A 19,160-nucleotide genomic window follows, 5' to 3' on the forward strand; every position below is an offset into this window, starting at 1 on the left:
GGCTCAGCCGCCGAAGTCGAACTCGGGCGCGGAGGGCGTCAGCACGGCCGTCGCGGGAGCGGACGCCGGCCAGTGGGCGCGGAGGCCGGCGGCGATCGCGTCCAGCACCAGCGGCACGGTCTCCGCGCCGCCGTCGTGCATCGCCTCCGTCACCACCAGGATCCTGCGGGTGTGCCCGCCGACCGCCGAGTGCCCGCTCTGCCGGTGCGTCCAGCGCCGTGCGTGCGCCCGCCCGGCGGAGTCGGCGAACGTCACCTCGCCCGCGGCCGGGCGGTCCACGGCGCCGCCGAAGTCCTCGTAGTGCTCCTCGCCCGTGGCGTGCCGCACCTCCAGCAGGGGAGCGGCGATCCGGTCCGCGTCGAGGACGGCGACGGGCACGGCGTACGCGGCGGAGACCGCGTTGCACAGGTCGACGACCGGGTGGATGCGCGGCAGGTCCCCGCTCCTGCGCAGGCGCCGCAGCAGGGACTCCGACGCGCACCGGTACTGCGTGGGCCGGAGCCCCATGGCGGCGAACGTCCGCCGCCAGGCGAGCACTTCGGGGAACTCGCTCTCGGTGGTGCCCGCCAGGCGGGCGACGGCGCGGGCCGTGTGGGCGCGGACGAGGCCGCCGGTGTCGGCGTCCGCGTCGACGCCGCAGGCGCTGAGCGCGCCCGCGCTGAGCCGCGGGTATCCGGACCGGACGGCGTCGGAGTGCCGGAAGCGCATGATCACGCCACCGCCAGCCGGGCGCCCAGGCCCACGAAGCACACGGCGAACACCCGGCGCAGACCGGTCAGCACCCGGGGCCGGGCGAGCACCCGGTGCCGTACGGCGGCGGCGCACAGCCCGTACACGGCGAAGACGACGAAGGTCAGGCCCATGAAGACGCCGCCGAGGGCGAGCAGATCGCGCGCCGAGCCCTGCCCGCCGCCGGGGACGAACTGCGGCAGGAAGGCGACGAAGAACATCGTGAGCTTCGGGTTCAGCAGGTTCAGCAGCACGCCCGATGCGATGACCCGGGCGGCGGGGCGGGGTGCCGTGTCCCGCTCCACGACGAGGGCGTCCTTGTCACGGAGCGTCGACCACGCCATGTACAGCAGATACGCGACGCCCAGGTACTTCACCGTCTCGTAGGCGACGGCGCTGGTGTGCAGCAGCGCCGCGAGCCCGGTGACCGTCGCCACCAGATGGGGGACGATCCCCACGGTGCAGGCGAACGCGGCGACGACGCCCGCCCGCCGCCCGTGGGACAGCCCGGCGGCGAGCGTGTACACCACGCCGGTGCCGGGGGTCACCACCACGATCAGGGTGGTGAGCAGGAACGCGACACTCACGAGGAACCTCCGCGATGTTCGGGGACGCCTCCACCCTGCCGTCTCCTTGGCCCGCTCCACAGAGCCAAAGAAGGGCCTGATCACCGGTCCATAAGAACCCCGGACTCCACCGTGCCCGGTGCGCCCGGGCGGCCTGCCGGCACCCCGGCCGGGGCGGCGCCGACGGGCACGGCCCCGCGTCAAACATCGCCGCGGCGTGGCGTGGGGTCGCCCGGGTGAAAAATGACGCCGCGTCACTCAGGGGGCCCACGCCGTGACCCGGATGCCGCACGCTCCGGTGGTGCGCTCCCGGCATCGGGCTGACGGTGATTCACGTCGCCCATGCGATCCGATGAGCCGACGACATGACGGCTCGCGCAGCAGCGACGAAAGGAAAGGCTTCACCATGCGCTCTGCCCGCATTCTGCTTGCCTCGGCCGTCGCCACGGCCGCCCTCACGGTCTCGGGACCCGCCGCGTACGCCATGGCCCTCGCCGACGACACCGGCAAGGACTCCTCCTCCAGCAGCGGCAAGTACTCCAAGGAGGACTCCGACTCCTCCGGCTACGAGAAGGAGTCGGACGGCGAGAAGAAGTCCTGGAAGCACGACAAGCCCCACGGCGGCGTCCACGCCGGTGGCGGTGCGCTCGCCGGTGTGACCGGTGACGACTGGAGCAAGGACGACTCGGAGAAGTCGGACGGCGAGAAGAAGTCCTGGAAGCACGACAAGCCCCACGGCGGCGTCCACGCCGGTGGCGGTGCGCTCGCCGGTGTGACCGGTGACGACTGGAGCAAGGACGACTCGGAGAAGTCGGACGGCGAGAAGAAGTCCTGGAAGCACGACAAGCCGCACGGTGGTGTGCACACCGGTGGCGGTGCGCTCGCCGGTGTGACCGGTGACGACTGGAGCAAGGACGACTCGGAGAAGTCGGACGGCGAGAAGAAGTCCTGGAAGCACGACAAGCCCCACGGCGGCGTCCACGCCGGTGGCGGTGCGCTCGCCGACGTGTCGGGCGACGAGACGGCCCGCGAGGGCAAGGAGTCGTCCGGCTCCGGCAAGTGGGAGAAGGAGTCGGGCGACGAGGAGAAGTCCTGGAAGCACGACAAGCCGAAGGGCGGCGTCCACACCGGCGGCGGCGGCACCGCGCTGTCCGGCGGCGGCCTCGCCGCGGGCGCGGTCCTGCTGCTCGGCGGCATCGGCGCCGGCGCGCTGGTCATGCGCCGCCGCGGTGTGAGCGGCACCGCCGCCTGATCCCTCCCCGAGGACGCCCTTGTCGCGGTCGTCGTCCTTCCGGACGGCGGCCGCGACGTCCGTTCATCCCCTCCGGCAGCCCTCCCCGGCAGCGAAAGGTACGACGCCCGCATGGCCCCGCACCACTCACCCCCGCAGCCCCCCGTCACCTCCCGCTCGCTCGCCCGCGCCCTGCTCGGGCCCGCCGTGGCGGCGCTCCTCGGCTTCCTGCTGATGTACAACTCCTTCGGCTCCTCCACCGACGCCAAGCCCTCCGCCGGGCCGGCCGTGTCCGTGCCCACGAGCAGGGCTCCCGCGGATCCCGCGGCCTCCGGCCCGGCCGCCGAGAACAGGGCGACGCCCCTCGTCGAACCGCTCTCCCTGGAGAGGTCCGAGCCCCAGCGGATCAAGATCCCCCGGATCGCGGTCGACGCACCCTTCATGGGCCTGTCCATCGGCCCCTCCGGCATGCTCGACGCCCCGCCGCCGGACGACCGCAACCTGGTCGGCTGGTGGCAGGAGGGGGTCACCCCGGGCGAACTGGGCACCTCGATCGTGGCCGGGCACGTGGACACCCGGACGGGGCCGGCGGTGTTCCTGCTGCTGCCCACGCTGAAGGCCGGCGACACGGTGGACATCGTCCGGGAGGACGGCTCCACCGCGACGTTCGTCGTCGACTCCGTCGAGAACTTCAGCAAGGCGTCGTTCCCGAACGACCGGGTGTACGCGGACACACCGGACGCGCAGCTCCGGCTGATCACCTGCGGCGGCGAGTACGACCGCAAGGCGAAGGACTACAAGGAGAACGTGGTGGTCTTCGCGCATCTCGACTCGGTGAAGCAGCCGTAGCCGCAGGTCACGCGCGATCTCCGGCACCGGATACCCCCACGGTGTATGCCCACGTGCCGATTCCCGTCCGGATCCCGCTTGACGCCATACCCCTAGGGGGTATGGTTGGGCTCATGGGTCGCGGCAGGAGCGGCCCCGATCGAGGAGTGGTCATGAGGACCGGTGCCAGGATCACGGCGTTCGCGGCCGCGCTCGCGGCGGCCTTCGGGACGGCGTACGGCGTGGGTCAGGGCATCGACCCCGTCGTCGCCGAGGCCGAGCCGCCGCGGCACACCGTCCACCGGCCCGAGGGGCAGCCGGAGGCGGGACGGGAGACGGGCGCCGCGCACACCGGCGACCACGGCGCGGCGGCGGAGCCGGGCGGTCTGCGGATCTCCGACCAGGGCTTCACCCTCGACCTGCGGACGCCCCGCCTCGCCGCCGGCCGCCCCGGCGAGCTGCGCTTCACGGTGACCGACGACCGCACGGGGCGCGCGGTCACCGACTACCGCCGCGAGCACGGCAAGGAGCTCCACCTGATCGTCGCCTCGCGCGACCTCTCCACCTACCGTCACCTCCACCCGGAGCGCGCCGCCGACGGCACCTGGTCCACCCCGGTGAACCTGCCCGAGGCCGGCGGCTACCGGGTGTTCGCCGACTTCGTGCCGCGCACGGGCGCCCCCGAGGGCCTGACCCTCGGCGCCGACCTGGCCGTCTCCGGCGCCGCCGACCCGGCCCCGCTGCCCCGCGCGGCGGCCACCGCGGAGGTCGACGGGTACCGGGTCACGCTGAAGGGGTCCCTCAGCCCCGGCGCGTCCCGGGAGCTCACCCTGAGCGTCAGCAAGGACGGCCGGCCGGTCACCGACCTCCAGCCGTACCTCGGCGCCTACGGGCACCTGGTGGCGCTGCGGGCCGGGGACCTCGCCTATCTCCACGTCCACCCGAACGGCGAGCCCGGGGACGGCACGACCCGGCCCGGGCCGGAGGTCTCGTTCTCCGCGACCGCCCCCTCCCAGGGCTCCTACCGGCTGTTCCTCGACTTCCGTCACGGCGGCACCGTCCGCACCGCGCCCTTCACCGTCACCACCGACGGGGCCGTCGCACCGGCGCCGTCAAAGGACGGCGGCCACCCGGCGGAGGGCGACGGACACACCCACTGACGTGCGGCAACCGCACACGGCGCCGGCGGCCGCCCCCCGCGAAGGGGGCGGCCGCCGGCGCCGTGTACGGGGCGTGTTCAGGCCCGGGGCGCCGGGGCCCCGTCCGCCGGGGCGAGGGACGGCGATGCCGCCTCCGCCAGGTGGTCGGCGGGGCCGTCCGGGTCCGTGAGCCGGTTCAGCCGGCCCGGCACGTCGAAGCCGACGAGCGCGACCACGATCACCGTGCCGGCGAAGGTGAGCACCGCGAGCGCCCGGCCGAGGTCCATGCCCGACGCCAGATGCGCGCCGAGCACCGGGGCGACCGCACCGCCGAGCGCTCCGACGTTGTAGGTGAAGCCGAGCGCGGCGCCGCGGCTCTCGGTCGGGAAGTGGCCGCCGATCCAGCGGGGGAGCAGACCCGAGATGCCGAAGCTGGTCGCCTGGAGCACGAAGAGCAGCGCGCCGAGCAGCAGCAGGTTGTCGCGGACGGCGAAGACCGGGAAGACGAAGACGAGCGAGCCGAGCAGGGTGAAGGCGTACGCCTTGCGGGCGCCGATCCGGTCGCCGAGGAAGCCCGCGACCCAGCAGCCGACCATGGTGCCGAAGCCGGCGAAGTAGAGCACGTCGGTGACCTGGTCGGTGGTGTAGCCGAGCTCGGTCTTCAGATAGGTCGGCAGCAGGGCCTGGATCGGCCAGGAGTACAGGAAGGCGAAGAAGATCGTCACGATCATCGCCAGATAGAGCACCCAGCTGCGGCGGCCGCCGAGCTGCACCGCGAACGCGGCCAGGCACAGGCCCGCCACCACCGACAGGACCGGGACCGCGCCGTCGCCGAGCGGGGTGAACACGGCGAACAGGGCCACCGAGGCGAGGGTCGCGAGGACGAGGTTGACCACGGCCAGCGCCGGCGTGCGGAACAGCGGACGGAACGGGTTGGGGCGTGCGCCCTTCTCCTCCACGGCCTCGGTCCACTCCGCCGCCTCGGGCAGGGCGCGCCGCATCCACAGGGCGATGACGATCGGCACGATGCCGATGTAGAACATCCAGCGCCAGCCCAGTGCGGGCACCACCCAGTTGTAGACCTGCGCCGCGAGCACCGAGCCGATGGAGAAGCCGGAGATCAGGAAGCCGCTGGCGCGGCTGCGGACGCGGGCGGGCCAGCTCTCCATCACATAGGTGGCGCTCGCGCTGTACTCGCCGGCCATGCCCATGCCGATGGCGAGCCGGGCGACGAAGAGGCTGGTGTAGTCCCAGGCGAAGCCGCAGGCGAAGGTGCCCAGCGAGTAGAGCAGGATGCTGAGCACCATCGACAGCTTGCGGCCGTAGCGGTCGCCGACCGCGCCGAGTATCGCGCCGCCGAGCCAGCGGGTGATGAAGGCGCCGGAGACCAGGCTGGCCGCCTGCACCGTGCTCAGCCCGAACTCGTCGCTGATCTCCGTCAGCACGAGCGTGATCAGCACGAAGTCGAAGCCGTCGAGGACGTAGCCGATCCAGGCGGCGGTGAACGACTTCCATTGGGTGGGGGTGACCTCGCGGTACCACGGCAGCGCGCGGGCGGCGGGGCGGTCGGTGTTGTGCACGGTTTCTCCAGAATGCGGGACGGGCTCTCCGTCGAGCCGGCGCGCGGGCAGTACGTTACGGCCGGCCGAGGCCCTTGGCGAAGGTCCTGGTCAGTGCGGTGGGGGCGGTGATGGCGGTGCCGACGACGACACTGTGGGCGCCGCGGGCGAGCGCCTCGGCGGCGTGGGCGGGGGTGGCGATGCGGCCCTCGGCGACGACGGGGACGGCGATCGCCGCGGCGAGCCGCTCGACCAGGTCGAGGTCCGGGCCGTCCTGGACGGGGGAGCCGGGGGCGTAGCCGGAGAGGGTGGTGGACACCAGGTCCGCGCCCTCCTCGGCGGCCCGGACGCCCTCGGCGAGGGTGGCGACATCCGCCATGACGAGGGCGCCGGCCGCGTGCACGGCCGCCACGATCCCGGCGAAGGTGTCGCCGTCGGGGCGCGGCCGGCCGGTGGCGTCGGCGGCCACCACCGCGGCGCCGGCCTCGGCGACGGCGAGGGCGTGGCGGACGGTCGGTGTGATGTGGACACCGGTGCCACCGTCCTTCCACAGGCCCACGACCGGCAGGCGGCAGGCCGCCGTGATCGCGGCGACGACCTCGGGCGCGTTGGCGCGGACGGCGGCGGCGCCGCCCGCCTCGGCTGCGAGGGCGAGGCGCACCAGGGTCCCGGTGTGCCGCATCGGATCGCCTTCCGGGGCCTGGCAGGACACGATCAGCCGGCCGCCGACGGTGTCGGTGAATCCGGCGGGCGCAGAGGTCATCGGTGTGCTCCGGGGGAGTGGAGGGGCAGGGTGCGGACGAGTGCGGCGGCGCCGGTCACGGCCGCGTCGTGGCCGAGGGCCGGGGCCACCGGGCGCAGGCCGCGCAGCGGGGGCATGAGCTCTCCGGCGAAGGCGGCGTCCAGGGCCTGGGCCCAGAGGGGGCCGATTCCGGTGACGCCGCCGCCGACGACCACCCGGTCCGGGCCGAGGGCGTTGGCCAGGCCGCCGAGGACCCGGCCGGCCGCCGCGGCGCCGGTGGTGACGGCCCGCACGGCGTGGGCGTCGCCTTCGGCGGCCAGCGCGGCGACCGTCTCCAGACGGTCGGCCGGCCGGCCGGAGAGCCGCCCGTAGAGCGCGGTGATCGCCGGGCCGGAGGCGATGACCTCCAGATGGCCCGAGCCGCCGCAGGTGCAGGGCAGGCCCTCGGCCTCGGGGCTCGGCAGGTGCCCGAGGTGGCCGGCCACGCCGTGGGCGCCGTGCAGCATCCGGCCGCCCGCGGCGACCGCTCCGCCGACGCCGGTCCCGATGGCCGCGAACAGCAGGGTGGCGTCCGGGCCCATCGCGGCGAGTTCGGGCCCGGCCGCGGCGCGCACGTCGTTGTCGCACGCCACCGGGAGGCCGGTGCGGGCCGCGAGGTCCGGGCCGAGTGCCGTCCCGGCCCAGCCCGCCAGGGAGTCGGTCGCGCTGGTGACCGTGCCGGTGCGGGGGTCGATGACCCCGGCGGCGGCGACCCCGACCGCGACGGGCGAGGCGCCCGCCGACACCGTGCGGACCGCGTCGGCGAGGGCGTCGAGCACGGCGGACGCGCCTGCCCGGGCCGGGGTGGGCCGGGTGTGCCGGGCGGTGATCCGGCCGCCGCCGTCGACGAGCGCCGCGGCGATCTTGGTCCCGCCGAGGTCGAGGGCGACGACGGGACCGGAGGGCTGCTCGGGGACGGTCATCGGACCGGGAGCAGACCGGCCGCGCGCAGCCGCCGCGAGACGACGGCGATCGACTCCGCGTCGAGCTGGATCTGCGGCAGGGCCGTCGTGCCGTGGGCGATGACGCCGAGCAGCCGGAGGGCGTGCTTGAACGCGCCGATGGCCGAGGCGTTGCGGCTCATCTCGTCCACCGGGCCGGCGTCGACCATCCCGAACAGCTCGACCAGCCGCTCCTGCTCACCGGCCGCCGTCCTCCAGTCGCCCGCCAGGGCGGCGTCGTAGAGGCGGACGTAGCCGGCCGGGTCGACGTTGCCGATGCCGGGGACCACGCCGTCGGCACCGGCCAGCAGCGCGGCGTCCACCGTCAGTTCCGACCCGGTGAGGATCGAGAACCCGGGCGCGGGGCCCGAGGCGCGGCCCTCGCGGCCGCCGAGCGCCACGATCAGCCGGCGCAGACCGCCCTCGTCGCCGCTGCTGTCCTTCAGTCCGGCGATCGTGCCGTCCTCGGCCAGTTCCCGGACGAGTCCCGGCGAGAGCTTGGAGTGCACGGAGACCGGCAGGTCGTACGCGAAGAGCGGGAGGCCGCCCTCGGCGCGGACGGTACGGAAGTGGCGCGCGATCTCCTTCTCGTGGGTGCGGGTGTAGAAGGGCGCGGTGGCCACCACGGCGTCGGCGCCGATCGAGCGGGCGGTGCGGGTGTGCTCCAGGACGCGGGGGGTGGTGGTGTCGATGACACCGGCGAGGACCGGGACCCTGCCGTCGGCCGCGTTCACCACGACCTCCAGCACCGTGGCGCGCTGCTCGTCGGTGAGGTAGACGACCTCGCTGCTCGAACCGAGGGCGAAGAGCCCGTGCACGCCGCCGTCGACGAGATGGCGCACCAGACCGGTCAGCGAGGCGGTGTCCACCTCGCCGGCCGGGGTCAGAGGGGTGCAGACGGGCGGGACGACACCGCGGAGGGGTGCGGTCAGTGCCATGGGACGTACTCCAGTGGATCCGGGTATGGACGCCATACCTGAGGTGAGACGTAAGATGTCCTACGTCGGTTGTCACTGTAGGCCGACACCCGCGTCCGCGGTCAAGGGGGCGCGGCACATCGGTACCCGACCCGGTTCGGCACGAGAGGAGCCCGTCAGTGGCGCGCAGCACGGTGACCGAGGACGTCCAGGCCCGGATCAGGGCGCTGATCGTCGACCGGGGCCTCGGGCCCGGCAGCCCCCTGCCCACCGAGTCGGACCTGATGGAGCTGTTCGACGTCAGCCGGGTCACCGTGCGCGAGGCGCTGAAGGCGCTCCAGGCGCTGCACGTCGTGGAGATCCGGCGGGGATCGGGCACCTTCGTCGGCTCGCTCTCGCTCGCGCCGTTCGTCGGCGGACTGGCCTTCCGCGCCGTCGTCCGGCACTCGAACGGCGAGCCGGGGCTCTACGAGCTGATGCGGGTGCGCGAGGCGCTGGAGACCGGCCTCATCGACAGCGTGGTCGCCTGCGCCCCGCAGGAGGACCTGGACGTGCTCCACGCCATCGTCGACACGATGGACGAGGAGGCCGCCGCGGGCGGCATCGACCGCGGCACGGACCGGGCCTTCCATCTCGCGCTCTACCGCTCGCTGGAGAACCATCTGCTGAGCGAGGTGCTCGACGCCTTCTGGGCCGCCATGGACCAGGTCCGCGGCGACCTCGGCGACGGCCACGCCGACCCGGGGGAGACCTGCGCCCACCACCGCGAGATCGTCGAGGCGATCGCGGCCCGGGACGGCGCCCGGGCCGTGCTCGCCATGAGCACCCACTTCGACGACCTGCGCGCCCGGCTGGCCCCGCCCGGCCGGTGACACCCCGCGCGCACGGGCACGGCCCGGCCGGGACGTGGTGTCCACCGGCCGGGCCGCGGTCCCGGGGCCGCCGTGCCTACGGGGCGGTGACCGTCAGGCCGCCCTCGCCGTAGGAGCGCTGCCAGCCGCGCACCAGGTAGGTCGCCGTCGTCGCGACCCTGCCCGCGGCGGCGTTGGCCGGCACGGTCACCGGGATCCTCATGTTCGCGCCCTGCCCCGGGTCGAGTGCGGGCACCGTCACCTGCGGCGCGCTCCACCCCGCCGGCAGGCTCAGCGACACCGAACCGGACGGGAGCCGCACGTCGTTCTGGCTCACCACACGCACCGTCACCTCCGTCGTCGTGCCCGGCCTCAGGCCCGCGGGCGGGGTCACCGTGACGGGCGCGCACACGCCGCCGAGCCACTGGAGGTCGAAGGAGGAGTAGGTGATGCTGCGGTAGCCGTTCCGCTCCCACAGCAGCCCGACGCGCGGGTTGGCGGGCGTCCCGTCGGTGAGGGGCGTCAGCGTGGAGTACGCCGAGGAGCCGGCGGCGACCGTCCTGCGCACCGGCCAGTTGGCGCCGTTGTCGCAGGAGAGCCGCACCGTGAGGTTGCTGCGGCTGTTCGTGGTCGCGGTGTTGGAGAACATCAGCCACTTCGCCCGCGGATGGGTCGCCGCGACGCCCGGGGCGAAGCGCGTCACGGAGCCGTTGTTCGCCGGGTCGGGGAGCTCGGTGTCCTGCTGGAACGGGGTGTACGTGACGCCGCCGTCGGAGGAGTACGCGACCGTGCGGTACGGCGCCGAGCGGTTGTTGAGCATGATCCGGCCGTCGGACAGCTCGACGGTCTTGTTCTCGTCGCCGCCCGGACCCACCGGGGTGCCCATCCGCCAGGTCGCCCCGTGGTCGTCGCTGTAGGCGCTCACCGCGTAGTTGGCGCCGTTGTTCCGGATCGCGTACTGCTGGATCAGCCGGCCCTTGTGGATGCCGTGCCGGAGCTGGATGCCCTCGCCCGAGGCGGCGAACATCCCGGCCCAGGCGGGGTTCTTGATCTCCGCGGTGATGCGCTCGTGCTTCCAGGTGAGGCCGTCGTCGTCCGAGTAGCTGTAGTCGGCCTGGAGGACGTTCGGATCGGACTCGTCGTTGCCCGTCGCCGACCCGAAGAACCCCTGGTTGACGGAGGCGGCGTAGAAGACGAAGATCCGCCCCGTCTCCCGGTCCACGAGCAGGCTCGGGTCGCCGAAGCCCTTGGGCGCCGCCTCCTTGCGGATCACCTGCTGCTCCTGCCAGGTGACGCCGTCGTCGGTGCTGCGGCGCAGCACGACGGAGAGGTTGCCGGGCAGGTCGCCGAGGGTGGGCCGGGCGTCGTAGGCCGCCAGCAGGGTGCCCGCGCCGGTCTTGGTGAGTGCCGGGATGCGGTAGTACGGCGAGCCCACGCCCTGGGTGGCGAGGTCCTGGGACCAGAGCTGACCTGCGGCGGGCTGCGCGGCGCCGTGGGCGACGCCGGTCGTGCTCAGGGCCACCATCGTGGCGGACAACAGGGCCAGACACACTCTGCGCTGCATGGACGGGTCCTCTTTCCGGGGGTAGGGGAGGGGAACGGCATGCGAATGGTCGGGGGCGGGCCGGGGCGCGTCGCGGGGTGACGGCGGGCGCCGGCGGCCCGGGCGAAGGAGCGGCTCAGGAGGCCAGGAGGGCGCGCAGCCAGTCGAGTTGCACCCGCTGGTGGTGGGCCCCGCCGCCCTCGTGGCCGTTGTACTCGTAGACCCGCACGTCCTTGGGGCCGCCGTAGCGGTGGTAGGCGGCGAAGCACGTGGACGGCGGGCAGATGTCGTCCATCATGGCGATCGAGAACAGCGAGGGGGCGGTGGCGCGCGGGGCGAGCACGGCGGCGTCCACGTAGGAGAGGGTGTCCAGCAGGGCTCCCGCGTCGTCCCGGTGGAGGCGCAGGTACTCCGCCACCTCGGTGTACGGCGGCCGGGCCGCGACCAGGGAGCCGCGGCGGATGTCGCAGAGGAACGGGACGTCGGGCATGGCGCCCGCGAGCCCGGGGACGAGGGCGGCGACGGCGAGGGCCAGCCCGCCGCCCTGGCTGATCCCGGTGGCGACGATCCGCGCGGGGTCGACGGCGGGGTGGGCCCGGGCGGCGTCCACGGCGCGGACGGCGTCCGTGATCAGCCGCACGTAGTAGTGCTCCGCGGGCCCGCCGGCGCCGCGGGTCAGGAAGCCGGGGACGGAACCCCCCACCGCTCCCGCGTCCGGTGTGTCGCCCGTCGCGGCCGACCAGCCCTGGCCCCGGGTGTCCATGAGCAGATGGGCGTGCCCGGCGGAGGACCACAGGAGCTGCTCGTGCGGGAGGCCGCGCCCCCGGCCGTAGCCGAGGAACTCGACGACGCAGCCGAGCGGTTCCCGGGCACCGGCCGGCAGCCGCAGCCAGCCGCGCACGGGATCTCCGCCGTGACCGGCGAAGGTGACGTCATAGGTCGTCACCTGCGGCAGCCCGGTGTCGACGAGCCGGAAGACGGGCTCCGCCGGGGGGCTCGCCGCCAGGGTCCCCGCCCAGAAGGCGTCGAGGTCCGCGGGCTCCGGCAGGGCAGGGCTCAGGGCCAGGCATTCGGCGAGAGACAGGTCCGTCAACGGCATGGAGGTGCCCCCGGGGCGACGAGGAAGACAGGTGATGAGACGACAGACGTCAGATGTCCTGTCGCTGCACGGGACCCTAGAGACCGCCCGCGGCGGCCGTCAAGGGTGCCCGCGCCGTCCTCGGCCCGGTCGCGCGGATCAGGCGGGGCGCGAACGCGCCTCCGTCAGCCGCCGCCTGACGGGGGCGTAGTGCTCGCGCAGCGCCGCGGTGAACGCGGCGGCGTCGCCGGCCCTCGCCGCCTCGGCGATGCGCCGGTGCGCCTCGACGGTCGCGGTCTCGTCGGCGTGGGTGAAGCCGTCCAGATGGGGCGCGACGATCGTGTAGACGTCCCAGAACGCGACGGAGAGCTGCCCGATGAGCGCGTTGCCCAGGGGCGCGACCAGCAGGGCGTGGAAGGCCCGGTCGCTCTCGACGAAGCCCTTGCCGTCGCCGGCGCCGATCTCGCCCATCCGCCGGACCGCCGCGTCGAGGCCGTCGAGCTGCTCGGCGGTCAGTGAGCCGACGATGCTCTCGGCCATGCCGCACTCGAAGAGCTCGCGCAGGTCGACGAGGTCGGAGAGGACCTGGAAGTCGTCGTCCGGGCTGAGCAGTCCGCGGAAGGTCAGGCTCTCGACCAGCGCGGAGAGGCTGAGCCGGCCCACATAGGTGCCGTGGCCGTGGCGCACCTCCACGATGTCCAGGGCGTTGAGGATCTTGACCGCCTCGCGGACGCTGGAGCGGCTGGCGCCGAGGGCCTCGCAGAGGGCGGGCTCGGTGGGCAGCGGGTCTCCCGGGCGCAGCTTGTTCTCCAGGATGTACCGCTTGATGCCGTCGACGACCTCCTGCCGCAGCAGCTGCCGTCCCGGGCGTGATCCCGACATGACTGGACTCCCCACCTCTTGACCCCTCTCGCTTGTCAAGCTACGTTCCAACGCTATCAAGGCATCGGACATCTGACGTCTGATGATGCGGCCGGATGTGGCCGCCGGGCGCGGACGCCGACCGGCCCGATCCTTCACCAGCCTCTCCCGATACTCACCACCCAGCCTGGAGGACCCGTGTCCGACCGGAGACCAGCCGGCGTCGAGCGCCGCACCTTTCTGCGATACACCGGTGCCATCGGTGTGGCGACGGCGATCACCGCCGGCCTGTCGGCCTGCGGCGGACCGGCCTCGACCGGTGGCGGCGGCGCCACCCCGGGCGGCTCGTCCGGCACCATCGAAGCGGGGCTCTCCTACGCCCTCTCCACGGGCTTCGACCCGATGATCACCTCGGGCGCCACCCCCTACGCCGCCAACATGCACATCTTCGAGGGCCTCGTCGACCTCGACCCGGCCACCCTGGTCGCCCGTCCCGCGCTGGCCACCGCGATGCCGCAGAAGATCAACGCCACCACCTACCGCGCCACCCTGCGCAAGGGCGCCACCTTCCACGACGGCTCCCCGGTCACCGCCGAGGACGTCGTCTTCAGCTTCGAGCGCATCCTCGACCCGGAGAACGCCTCGCTGATGGCCCAGTTCGTGCCGTTCGTCGACAAGGTCACCGCGGTCGACGCGAGCACCGTCGAGTTCAAGCTCACCTACCCCTTCGCGCTCTTCCCCTCGCGCATATCCGTCGTCCGCGTCGTCCCGAAGAAGATCGCCGGCGCCGACGCGAAGGCCTTCGACGCCAAGCCCGTCGGCTCCGGCCCCTGGCGCTTCGTCGAGGCCACCCGCGAGGACAAGATCGTCTTCGAGGCCTTCGACGCCTACAACGGACCCCGCCCCGCCAAGGCGAAGAAGATGGTCTGGCGCCTGATGTCCGACCCCTCCGCCCGCGTCAGCGCCATGCAGTCCGGCCGCGTCCAGGCCATCGAGGACGTGCCCTACATCGACATCAAGGGCTTCACCGGGAACAAGAAGGTCGAGTCCGTCCAGTCCTTCGGACTGCTCTTCCTGATGTTCAACTGCAAGGACAAGCGCTTCGCCGACAAGCGCGTCCGCCAGGCCCTGCACTACGCGCTCGACACCGAGAAGATCATCGGTACCGCGCTGGTGGGCAACGCCGAGGCCGCCACCGGGTACTTCCCCCGCACCCACCCGGACTACCACCGGGCCGCCACGGCCTACACCCACGACGTGGCCAAGGCCAGGGAACTGCTCGCCGAGGCAGGCGTCGGCAAGCTCTCGTTCACCGTCCTCACCACGGACACCGGCTGGGTCAAGGACATCGCCCCGCTGCTCCAGGAGAGCTGGGCGGCCGCGGGCATCGACGCCAAGCTGAACATCGCCCAGTCACCCGCCCAGTACGCCAAGGTGGACGCCGGCGACTTCGAGGTCCTCGTCGCCCCCGGCGACCCGTCCGTCTTCGGCAACGACGCCGACCTGCTGATGCGCTGGTTCTACTACGGCTTCTGGGCCGAGAAGCGCTACGCCTGGAGCGGCTCCGACGGGTACAAGCAGGTCAAGTCGCTGCTCGACAAGGCCGCGGGCACCGCCGACGAGGCCGGCCGCAAGGAGATCTGGGCGCAGGTCGGCGACCTGCTCGCCGACGAGGTCCCCCTCTACCCGATCCTCCACCGCAAGCTGCCCACGGCGTGGGACGGTTCGGCGCTGACGGGCTTCAGGCCCCTGCCGACCACCGGCCTGTCCTTCGTCGACGTCGGCCGCGCCTGACCGGGCGCGGTCCGGCCGAGCCCGGACCGCGCCCCCACCGGTCCCGCACGACCGCGTCCGCCCCCGGACCGGCCCGCTCCCGACGAGGCGGGCCACCGGGCCCGGCCCGTCCCGTCCCGCCCGCACGGGCGTGCGCTTCCCCGCGCGGGGGCCGGCCGGGCCCCCTCGACTCCTAGGAACCTGACGATGGTTGCTTTCCTCCGGCTCGCGCTGCGCCGTATCGCGATGATGCCGGTGATGATCCTCGGCATCGCGTTGCTGGTCTTCGTGGTGCTCCAGTTCTCGCCGGTGGATCCGGCCTACAACGCGCTCGGAGACAGCGCGACCCCCGAGGCGCGCGCCGCCTTCGCCGCGGAGCACGGGCTCGACGACCCGCTGCCCCTGCGCTACGTCGACTTCATCGGCCAGCTCCTGCGCGGCGACCTCGGCGTCACCGTGCCGCCCAGCCAGCCCGTCGCCGACCGCATCGCCGCCGCCTTCCCCCTGACGCTCCAGCTCACCCTGATGGGCCTGGCCCTCGCCGTCGTCCTCGCCGTGGCCCTCGGCGTCACCGGCGCCGTGTACCGCGACCGCTGGCCGGACCAGGTGTTCCGCGTGCTGTCCATGGCCGGTGTGGCGATCCCGTCCTTCTGGCTCGGGGTGCTGCTCATCCAGCAGTTCGCGCTGAACACCCCGCTCTTCCCGACCGGCGGCTACATCAACCCGGCGGAGTCCCCGGGCGGTTTCCTGCGGACGATGACCCTGCCGGCGGTCTCGCTCGCCATCCCGGTGGCCGCCTCCCTCGCCCGTCTGGTGCGCACGTCGATGGTCGCCGAGCTCGACCGCGACTACGTCCGCACGGCGCGCGGCAACGGCCTGCCGCCCTCGCTGGTGATCCGGTCGGTGCTCCGCAACGCCCTGGTCACCCCGCTGACGGTGCTCGGCATCAAGGTCGGCTACATGCTCAGCGGCGCCGTCGTCATCGAGGCCATCTTCGACCTGCCCGGCATGGGCAAGCTGATCCTCGAAGGCGTCACCGGCGGAGACGTCGCCCTGGTCCAGGGCACGGTGCTCTTCATCGCCATCGCGTTCCTCGTCGTCAACGTCATCGTCGACCTGCTCTACCTGCTGGTCAACCCGCGCATCAGGACGGTGTGAGATGTTCACCCCCGGCCGACTCGCCACCACGCTCTCCCGTCCCGGAACCGGCTTCCGGAAGCTGCCCCTCACCTCCAGGGTCGCCCTCGTGATCCTGGTGGCCGTCGCCCTCGGCGCCGTGTTCGCCCCGCTGCTCACCCAGAACCCGCTCGCCAGCGGCACGCCCGTCCAGGCGCCGGGCGCCGAGCACTGGTTCGGCACCGACCGGGCGGGCCGCGACGTGTTCGCCCGCGTCGTCCACGGCGCGCGCTACTCGCTGGTCATCGGCCTGGGCGCGACCGGCCTGGCCCTCCTCGTGGGCGCGGTGCTCGGCTCGATCGCCGCCACCTCGCGCAAGTGGGCCGACGAGTCGGTCATGCGGACGCTCGACATCGTGATGTCGTTCCCGCCGATCGCCCTCGCCGCCGTCCTGGTCGCCGTGTTCGGCACCAGCGTCCCGGTCATCATCTTCACCATCGCGTTCGTCTACACGCCCTCCCTCGCCCGTGTCGTCCGCGCCAACGTCCTCGCGCAGTACGGCGAGGACTACGTCGCCGCCGAGAAGGTCGTGGGCGCACGCCGCGCGTACATCGTGGTCCGCCACGTCGCCGTCAACTGCGCGGCGCCGGTGATGGTGTTCGCCACGGTCATGGTCGCCGACGCGATCATCTTCGAGGCCAGCCTCTCCTTCATCGGAGCGGGAGTGCAGGACCCCGACCCGAGCTGGGGCAGTGTGCTCGCCTACGGCCGCCAGATCCTGCTGGCCGGCGGCTGGTGGGCCACGTTCTTCCCGGGCCTGTGCCTGCTCGTCACCGTGCTGGCGCTCAACATCCTCTCCGAGGGCATGACCGACGCCTCCGCCGCGCCCGACCGCGGCCCCGCGGCGGCGCCCGGCGCCGGCGCCCTCGCCGCCGCCCCCGCCGCGGCCGTCGTCCCGGCCCCCGCCGGGTCCGGCGCCCAGGAGGCGGCCGGGTCCGCCGGTTCCGCCGGGTCCGCCGAATCGAGCGCTGATGCGGGCGCCGGGAAGACCGCCGCCTCCGGCGCGAGCGCCGATCCGGACGGCATCGACGCCGCGCTCGCCGTCCTGGCCGAACGCATCCACGCCACCGAGCCGCCGGTCCGCCCCCTCGCCCCCGACGCCGCCGAACTCCTCGTCGTCCGCGACCTCGCCATCCGCTTCCCCGACCGCTACGGCGACGTCCGCGTCGTCGACGGCATCTCCTTCACCGTCCACGAGGGCGAAACCCTGGGCCTGGTCGGCGAGTCGGGCTGCGGCAAGTCGATCACCAGCCTCGCCGTGATGGGCCTGCTCGCCCGCAACGCGGAGGTGAGCGGCGAGATCCTGTACCGCGGCAGGAACCTGCTCGACCTGCCGGAGCGCGAGCGCCGGGCGCTGATGGGCCCCGAGATCGCCATGGTCTACCAGGACGCCATGTCCTCGCTGAACCCCTCCGTCCTCATCGGCACCCAGCTCCGCCAGCTCACCTCCCGGGGCGGTACCCGGACGCCCACGGAACTGCTGGAACTCGTGGGGCTCTCGCCCGAACGCACCCTGCGCAGCTACCCGCACGAGCTCTCGGGCGGCCAGCGCCAGCGCGTCCTCATCGCCATGGCCCTGTCCCGCAGCCCGCGCCTGCTGATCGCCGACGAGCCGACCACCGCCCTCGACGTCACCGTCCAGGCCCAGGTCGTGGAACTGCTGGTGCGACTGCGCGACGAGCTCGGCTTCGCCATGGTCCTCGTCTCCCACGACCTGGCACTCGTCGGAGACCTGGCCCACCGGGTGACGGTCATGTACGCCGGGCAGGTCGCCGAGATCGGCGGCACCCGATCCGTCCTCACCGCGCCCGCCCACCACTACAGCCGCGGCCTGCTGGGCTCCGTGGTCTCGCTGGAGGCCGGCGCGCGGCGGCTGCACCAGATCCGCGGCGTCGTCCCGGCACCCCGGAACTTCGGCGACGGCTGCCGGTTCGCCTCCCGCTGCGCCGCCGCCACCGCGCTGTGCCGCCGGACCGCCCCCGTGCTCACCGGGCAGGACGGCACGGCGGACGACCACGGCTTCGCCTGCCACCACCCGGCGCAGGCGGCCCTGATGGAAAGGAGCGCCCTGTGATCAGGCTCGACAACGTCCACGTCCGGCACAAGGCCCGCAGCGGCGGCCTGTTCGCCCGCGACCGCGTGCACGCCCTCACCGACGCCTCCCTGGAGGTCCGCAAGGGCGAGATCGTCGGCCTGGTCGGCGAGTCGGGCTGCGGCAAGTCCACCCTCGCCCGGGTGCTCACCGGGCTCCAGCGGCCCACCGAGGGCAGCGTCCGCTTCCGCGGCCGCGACCTCTGGGACATGCCGGGCGCCGAACGCCGCCGCGACTTCGGCTCCTCGGTCGGCGTGGTCTTCCAGGACCCGTCCACCGCGCTCAACCCCCGCCTCACCGTGCGCCGGATCCTGCGCGACCCGCTCGACGTGCACGGGCGGGGCACCCGCCGCGAGCGCGAGGAGCGGGTCGAGGAACTGCTCGACCTCGTCGGGCTGCCCGACCACACCCTCGGCGCCCTGCCGGGCGGCCTCTCCGGCGGCCAGCGCCAGCGGGTGGCCATCGCCCGCGCCCTCGCGCTCGAACCGGAGCTGATCGTCGCCGACGAGCCCACCAGCGCACTGGACGTGTCCGTCCGCGCCCAGGTGCTCAACCTGCTGGTCGACCTCAGGGAGCGGCTCGGCCTCGGCATGGTCTTCATCTCGCACGACATCCAGACCGTGCGCCATCTCGCCGACCGCCTCGCGGTCCTCTACCTGGGGCGCATCGTGGAGGAGGGCCCGGCGGCCCGGGTGGCGGGCGCGCCCCGGCACCCGTACACCGAGGCGCTGCTGTCGGCGACGCCGAGCCTGCTCCACGCCTCGGAGCGCATCGTGCTGCACGGTCCCGTCCCCTCGGCGACCAACCCGCCCGCCGGGTGCCCGTTCCGCACCCGCTGCTGGAAGGCCGACGACGCCTGCGAGGTGGCCTTCCCCGCGGCGACGGCGGGGGAGGGGGAGCACCGCTGGCACTGCGTCCACCCGCAGCCGGCCCGGCGGGCGGCCGCAGGGGTCTGAGCCGCCGGGGAGGGGGCCGGGCGGCCGTACGGGCCAATCCGGCGCACCCGTCCGCACCACGACCCGGCGCGGCGCGTTGCGCCGCGCCGGGCGGTGGCGGTTCCTTGTCCGCCGGGCCCCGCCCACGGATCAGATCCGC

The 19,160-nt window shown here is 73.8% G+C and carries 17 protein-coding genes; 8 read left to right on the plus strand and 9 right to left on the minus strand.

What is annotated here, in order from left to right; all coding sequences use genetic code 11:
• Positions 1 to 3: 3 nt before the first annotated feature.
• On the minus strand, positions 4 to 708 hold the full coding sequence (locus tag JE024_RS30135) for a B3/B4 domain-containing protein (RefSeq protein ID WP_205377124.1): 705 nt from the start codon (positions 706 to 708) through the stop codon (positions 4 to 6).
• A gap of 2 nt (positions 709 to 710) precedes the next feature.
• Positions 711 to 1,316: a LysE family translocator gene (locus JE024_RS30140; RefSeq protein WP_205377125.1), complete on the minus strand. Its 606-nt coding sequence runs from the start codon at positions 1,314 to 1,316 to the stop codon at positions 711 to 713.
• A 385-nt stretch (positions 1,317 to 1,701) separates the two neighbouring features.
• On the opposite strand from JE024_RS30140, the gene JE024_RS30145 reads away from it, so the two are divergent.
• From JE024_RS30145 to JE024_RS30155, 3 genes are all read left to right on the plus strand, one after another.
• Complete coding sequence (locus tag JE024_RS30145; RefSeq protein WP_205377126.1) at positions 1,702 to 2,547, plus strand: hypothetical protein; 846 nt, start codon at positions 1,702 to 1,704, stop codon at positions 2,545 to 2,547.
• Positions 2,548 to 2,658: 111 nt separating this feature from the next.
• Positions 2,659 to 3,375: a class F sortase gene (locus JE024_RS30150; protein ID WP_205377127.1), complete on the plus strand. Its 717-nt coding sequence runs from the start codon at positions 2,659 to 2,661 to the stop codon at positions 3,373 to 3,375.
• 152 nt (positions 3,376 to 3,527) lie between these two features.
• Positions 3,528 to 4,514, plus strand: a complete 987-nt coding sequence (locus JE024_RS30155) for a DUF8832 domain-containing protein (protein WP_205377128.1) — start codon at positions 3,528 to 3,530, stop codon at positions 4,512 to 4,514.
• Between the two features lie 77 nt (positions 4,515 to 4,591).
• Here JE024_RS30155 and JE024_RS30160 read toward each other — a convergent pair whose 3' ends face one another.
• From JE024_RS30160 to JE024_RS30175, 4 genes are read right to left on the minus strand one after another with little or no spacing between them, the layout of a single operon-like run.
• Positions 4,592 to 6,073, minus strand: coding sequence for a sialate:H+ symport family MFS transporter (locus JE024_RS30160; protein WP_205377129.1), 1,482 nt, complete (start codon positions 6,071 to 6,073; stop codon positions 4,592 to 4,594).
• A 55-nt stretch (positions 6,074 to 6,128) separates the two neighbouring features.
• Entirely contained in the window at positions 6,129 to 6,815 is a 687-nt protein-coding gene (locus JE024_RS30165; protein WP_205377130.1) for an N-acetylmannosamine-6-phosphate 2-epimerase, read from the minus strand.
• Entirely contained in the window at positions 6,812 to 7,756 is a 945-nt protein-coding gene (locus JE024_RS30170; protein ID WP_205377131.1) for an ROK family protein, read from the minus strand. The genes JE024_RS30165 and JE024_RS30170 overlap by 4 nt, the downstream gene beginning before the upstream one ends.
• Positions 7,753 to 8,712, minus strand: a complete 960-nt coding sequence (locus JE024_RS30175; protein WP_205377132.1) for a dihydrodipicolinate synthase family protein — start codon at positions 8,710 to 8,712, stop codon at positions 7,753 to 7,755. The genes JE024_RS30170 and JE024_RS30175 overlap by 4 nt, the downstream gene beginning before the upstream one ends.
• A gap of 158 nt (positions 8,713 to 8,870) precedes the next feature.
• On the opposite strand from JE024_RS30175, the gene JE024_RS30180 reads away from it, so the two are divergent.
• Positions 8,871 to 9,563, plus strand: a complete 693-nt coding sequence (locus JE024_RS30180; protein WP_205377133.1) for a FadR/GntR family transcriptional regulator — start codon at positions 8,871 to 8,873, stop codon at positions 9,561 to 9,563.
• A 76-nt stretch (positions 9,564 to 9,639) separates the two neighbouring features.
• Here the strand turns inward: JE024_RS30180 and JE024_RS30185 are convergent, their stop codons facing one another.
• The 3 genes from JE024_RS30185 to JE024_RS30195 all read right to left on the minus strand — a co-directional run bounded on the left by JE024_RS30185 (position 9,640) and on the right by JE024_RS30195 (position 13,045).
• A complete protein-coding gene (locus JE024_RS30185; RefSeq protein ID WP_205377134.1) occupies positions 9,640 to 11,106 on the minus strand; it encodes an exo-alpha-sialidase in 1,467 nt (488 codons plus the stop codon).
• Positions 11,107 to 11,221: 115 nt separating this feature from the next.
• Positions 11,222 to 12,184 (minus strand): acetylxylan esterase, encoded by a 963-nt coding sequence (locus JE024_RS30190; protein WP_205377135.1) that lies wholly within the window; start codon positions 12,182 to 12,184, stop codon positions 11,222 to 11,224.
• 138 nt (positions 12,185 to 12,322) lie between these two features.
• Entirely contained in the window at positions 12,323 to 13,045 is a 723-nt protein-coding gene (locus tag JE024_RS30195) for a FadR/GntR family transcriptional regulator (protein WP_205377136.1), read from the minus strand.
• Between the two features lie 177 nt (positions 13,046 to 13,222).
• On the opposite strand from JE024_RS30195, the gene JE024_RS30200 reads away from it, so the two are divergent.
• From JE024_RS30200 to JE024_RS30215, 4 genes are all read left to right on the plus strand, one after another.
• Positions 13,223 to 14,818 (plus strand): ABC transporter substrate-binding protein, encoded by a 1,596-nt coding sequence (locus JE024_RS30200; protein WP_205377137.1) that lies wholly within the window; start codon positions 13,223 to 13,225, stop codon positions 14,816 to 14,818.
• Between the two features lie 186 nt (positions 14,819 to 15,004).
• Positions 15,005 to 15,955 carry an ABC transporter permease gene (locus tag JE024_RS30205; protein WP_205377138.1) on the plus strand — a complete coding sequence of 317 codons (951 nt, stop codon included), beginning with the start codon at positions 15,005 to 15,007 and terminating at the stop codon, positions 15,953 to 15,955.
• Between the two features lies 1 nt (position 15,956).
• Positions 15,957 to 18,047 carry a dipeptide/oligopeptide/nickel ABC transporter permease/ATP-binding protein gene (locus tag JE024_RS30210; protein WP_205377139.1) on the plus strand — a complete coding sequence of 697 codons (2,091 nt, stop codon included), beginning with the start codon at positions 15,957 to 15,959 and terminating at the stop codon, positions 18,045 to 18,047.
• A complete protein-coding gene (locus JE024_RS30215) occupies positions 18,044 to 19,021 on the plus strand; it encodes an oligopeptide/dipeptide ABC transporter ATP-binding protein (RefSeq protein ID WP_205377140.1) in 978 nt (325 codons plus the stop codon). Before JE024_RS30210 ends, JE024_RS30215 begins: the two co-directional genes overlap by 4 nt.
• Positions 19,022 to 19,160 lie beyond the last annotated feature (139 nt).

The sequence above is a fragment of the Streptomyces zhihengii genome (assembly GCF_016919245.1).
In the GTDB taxonomy this organism is placed as follows: domain Bacteria; phylum Actinomycetota; class Actinomycetes; order Streptomycetales; family Streptomycetaceae; genus Streptomyces; species Streptomyces zhihengii.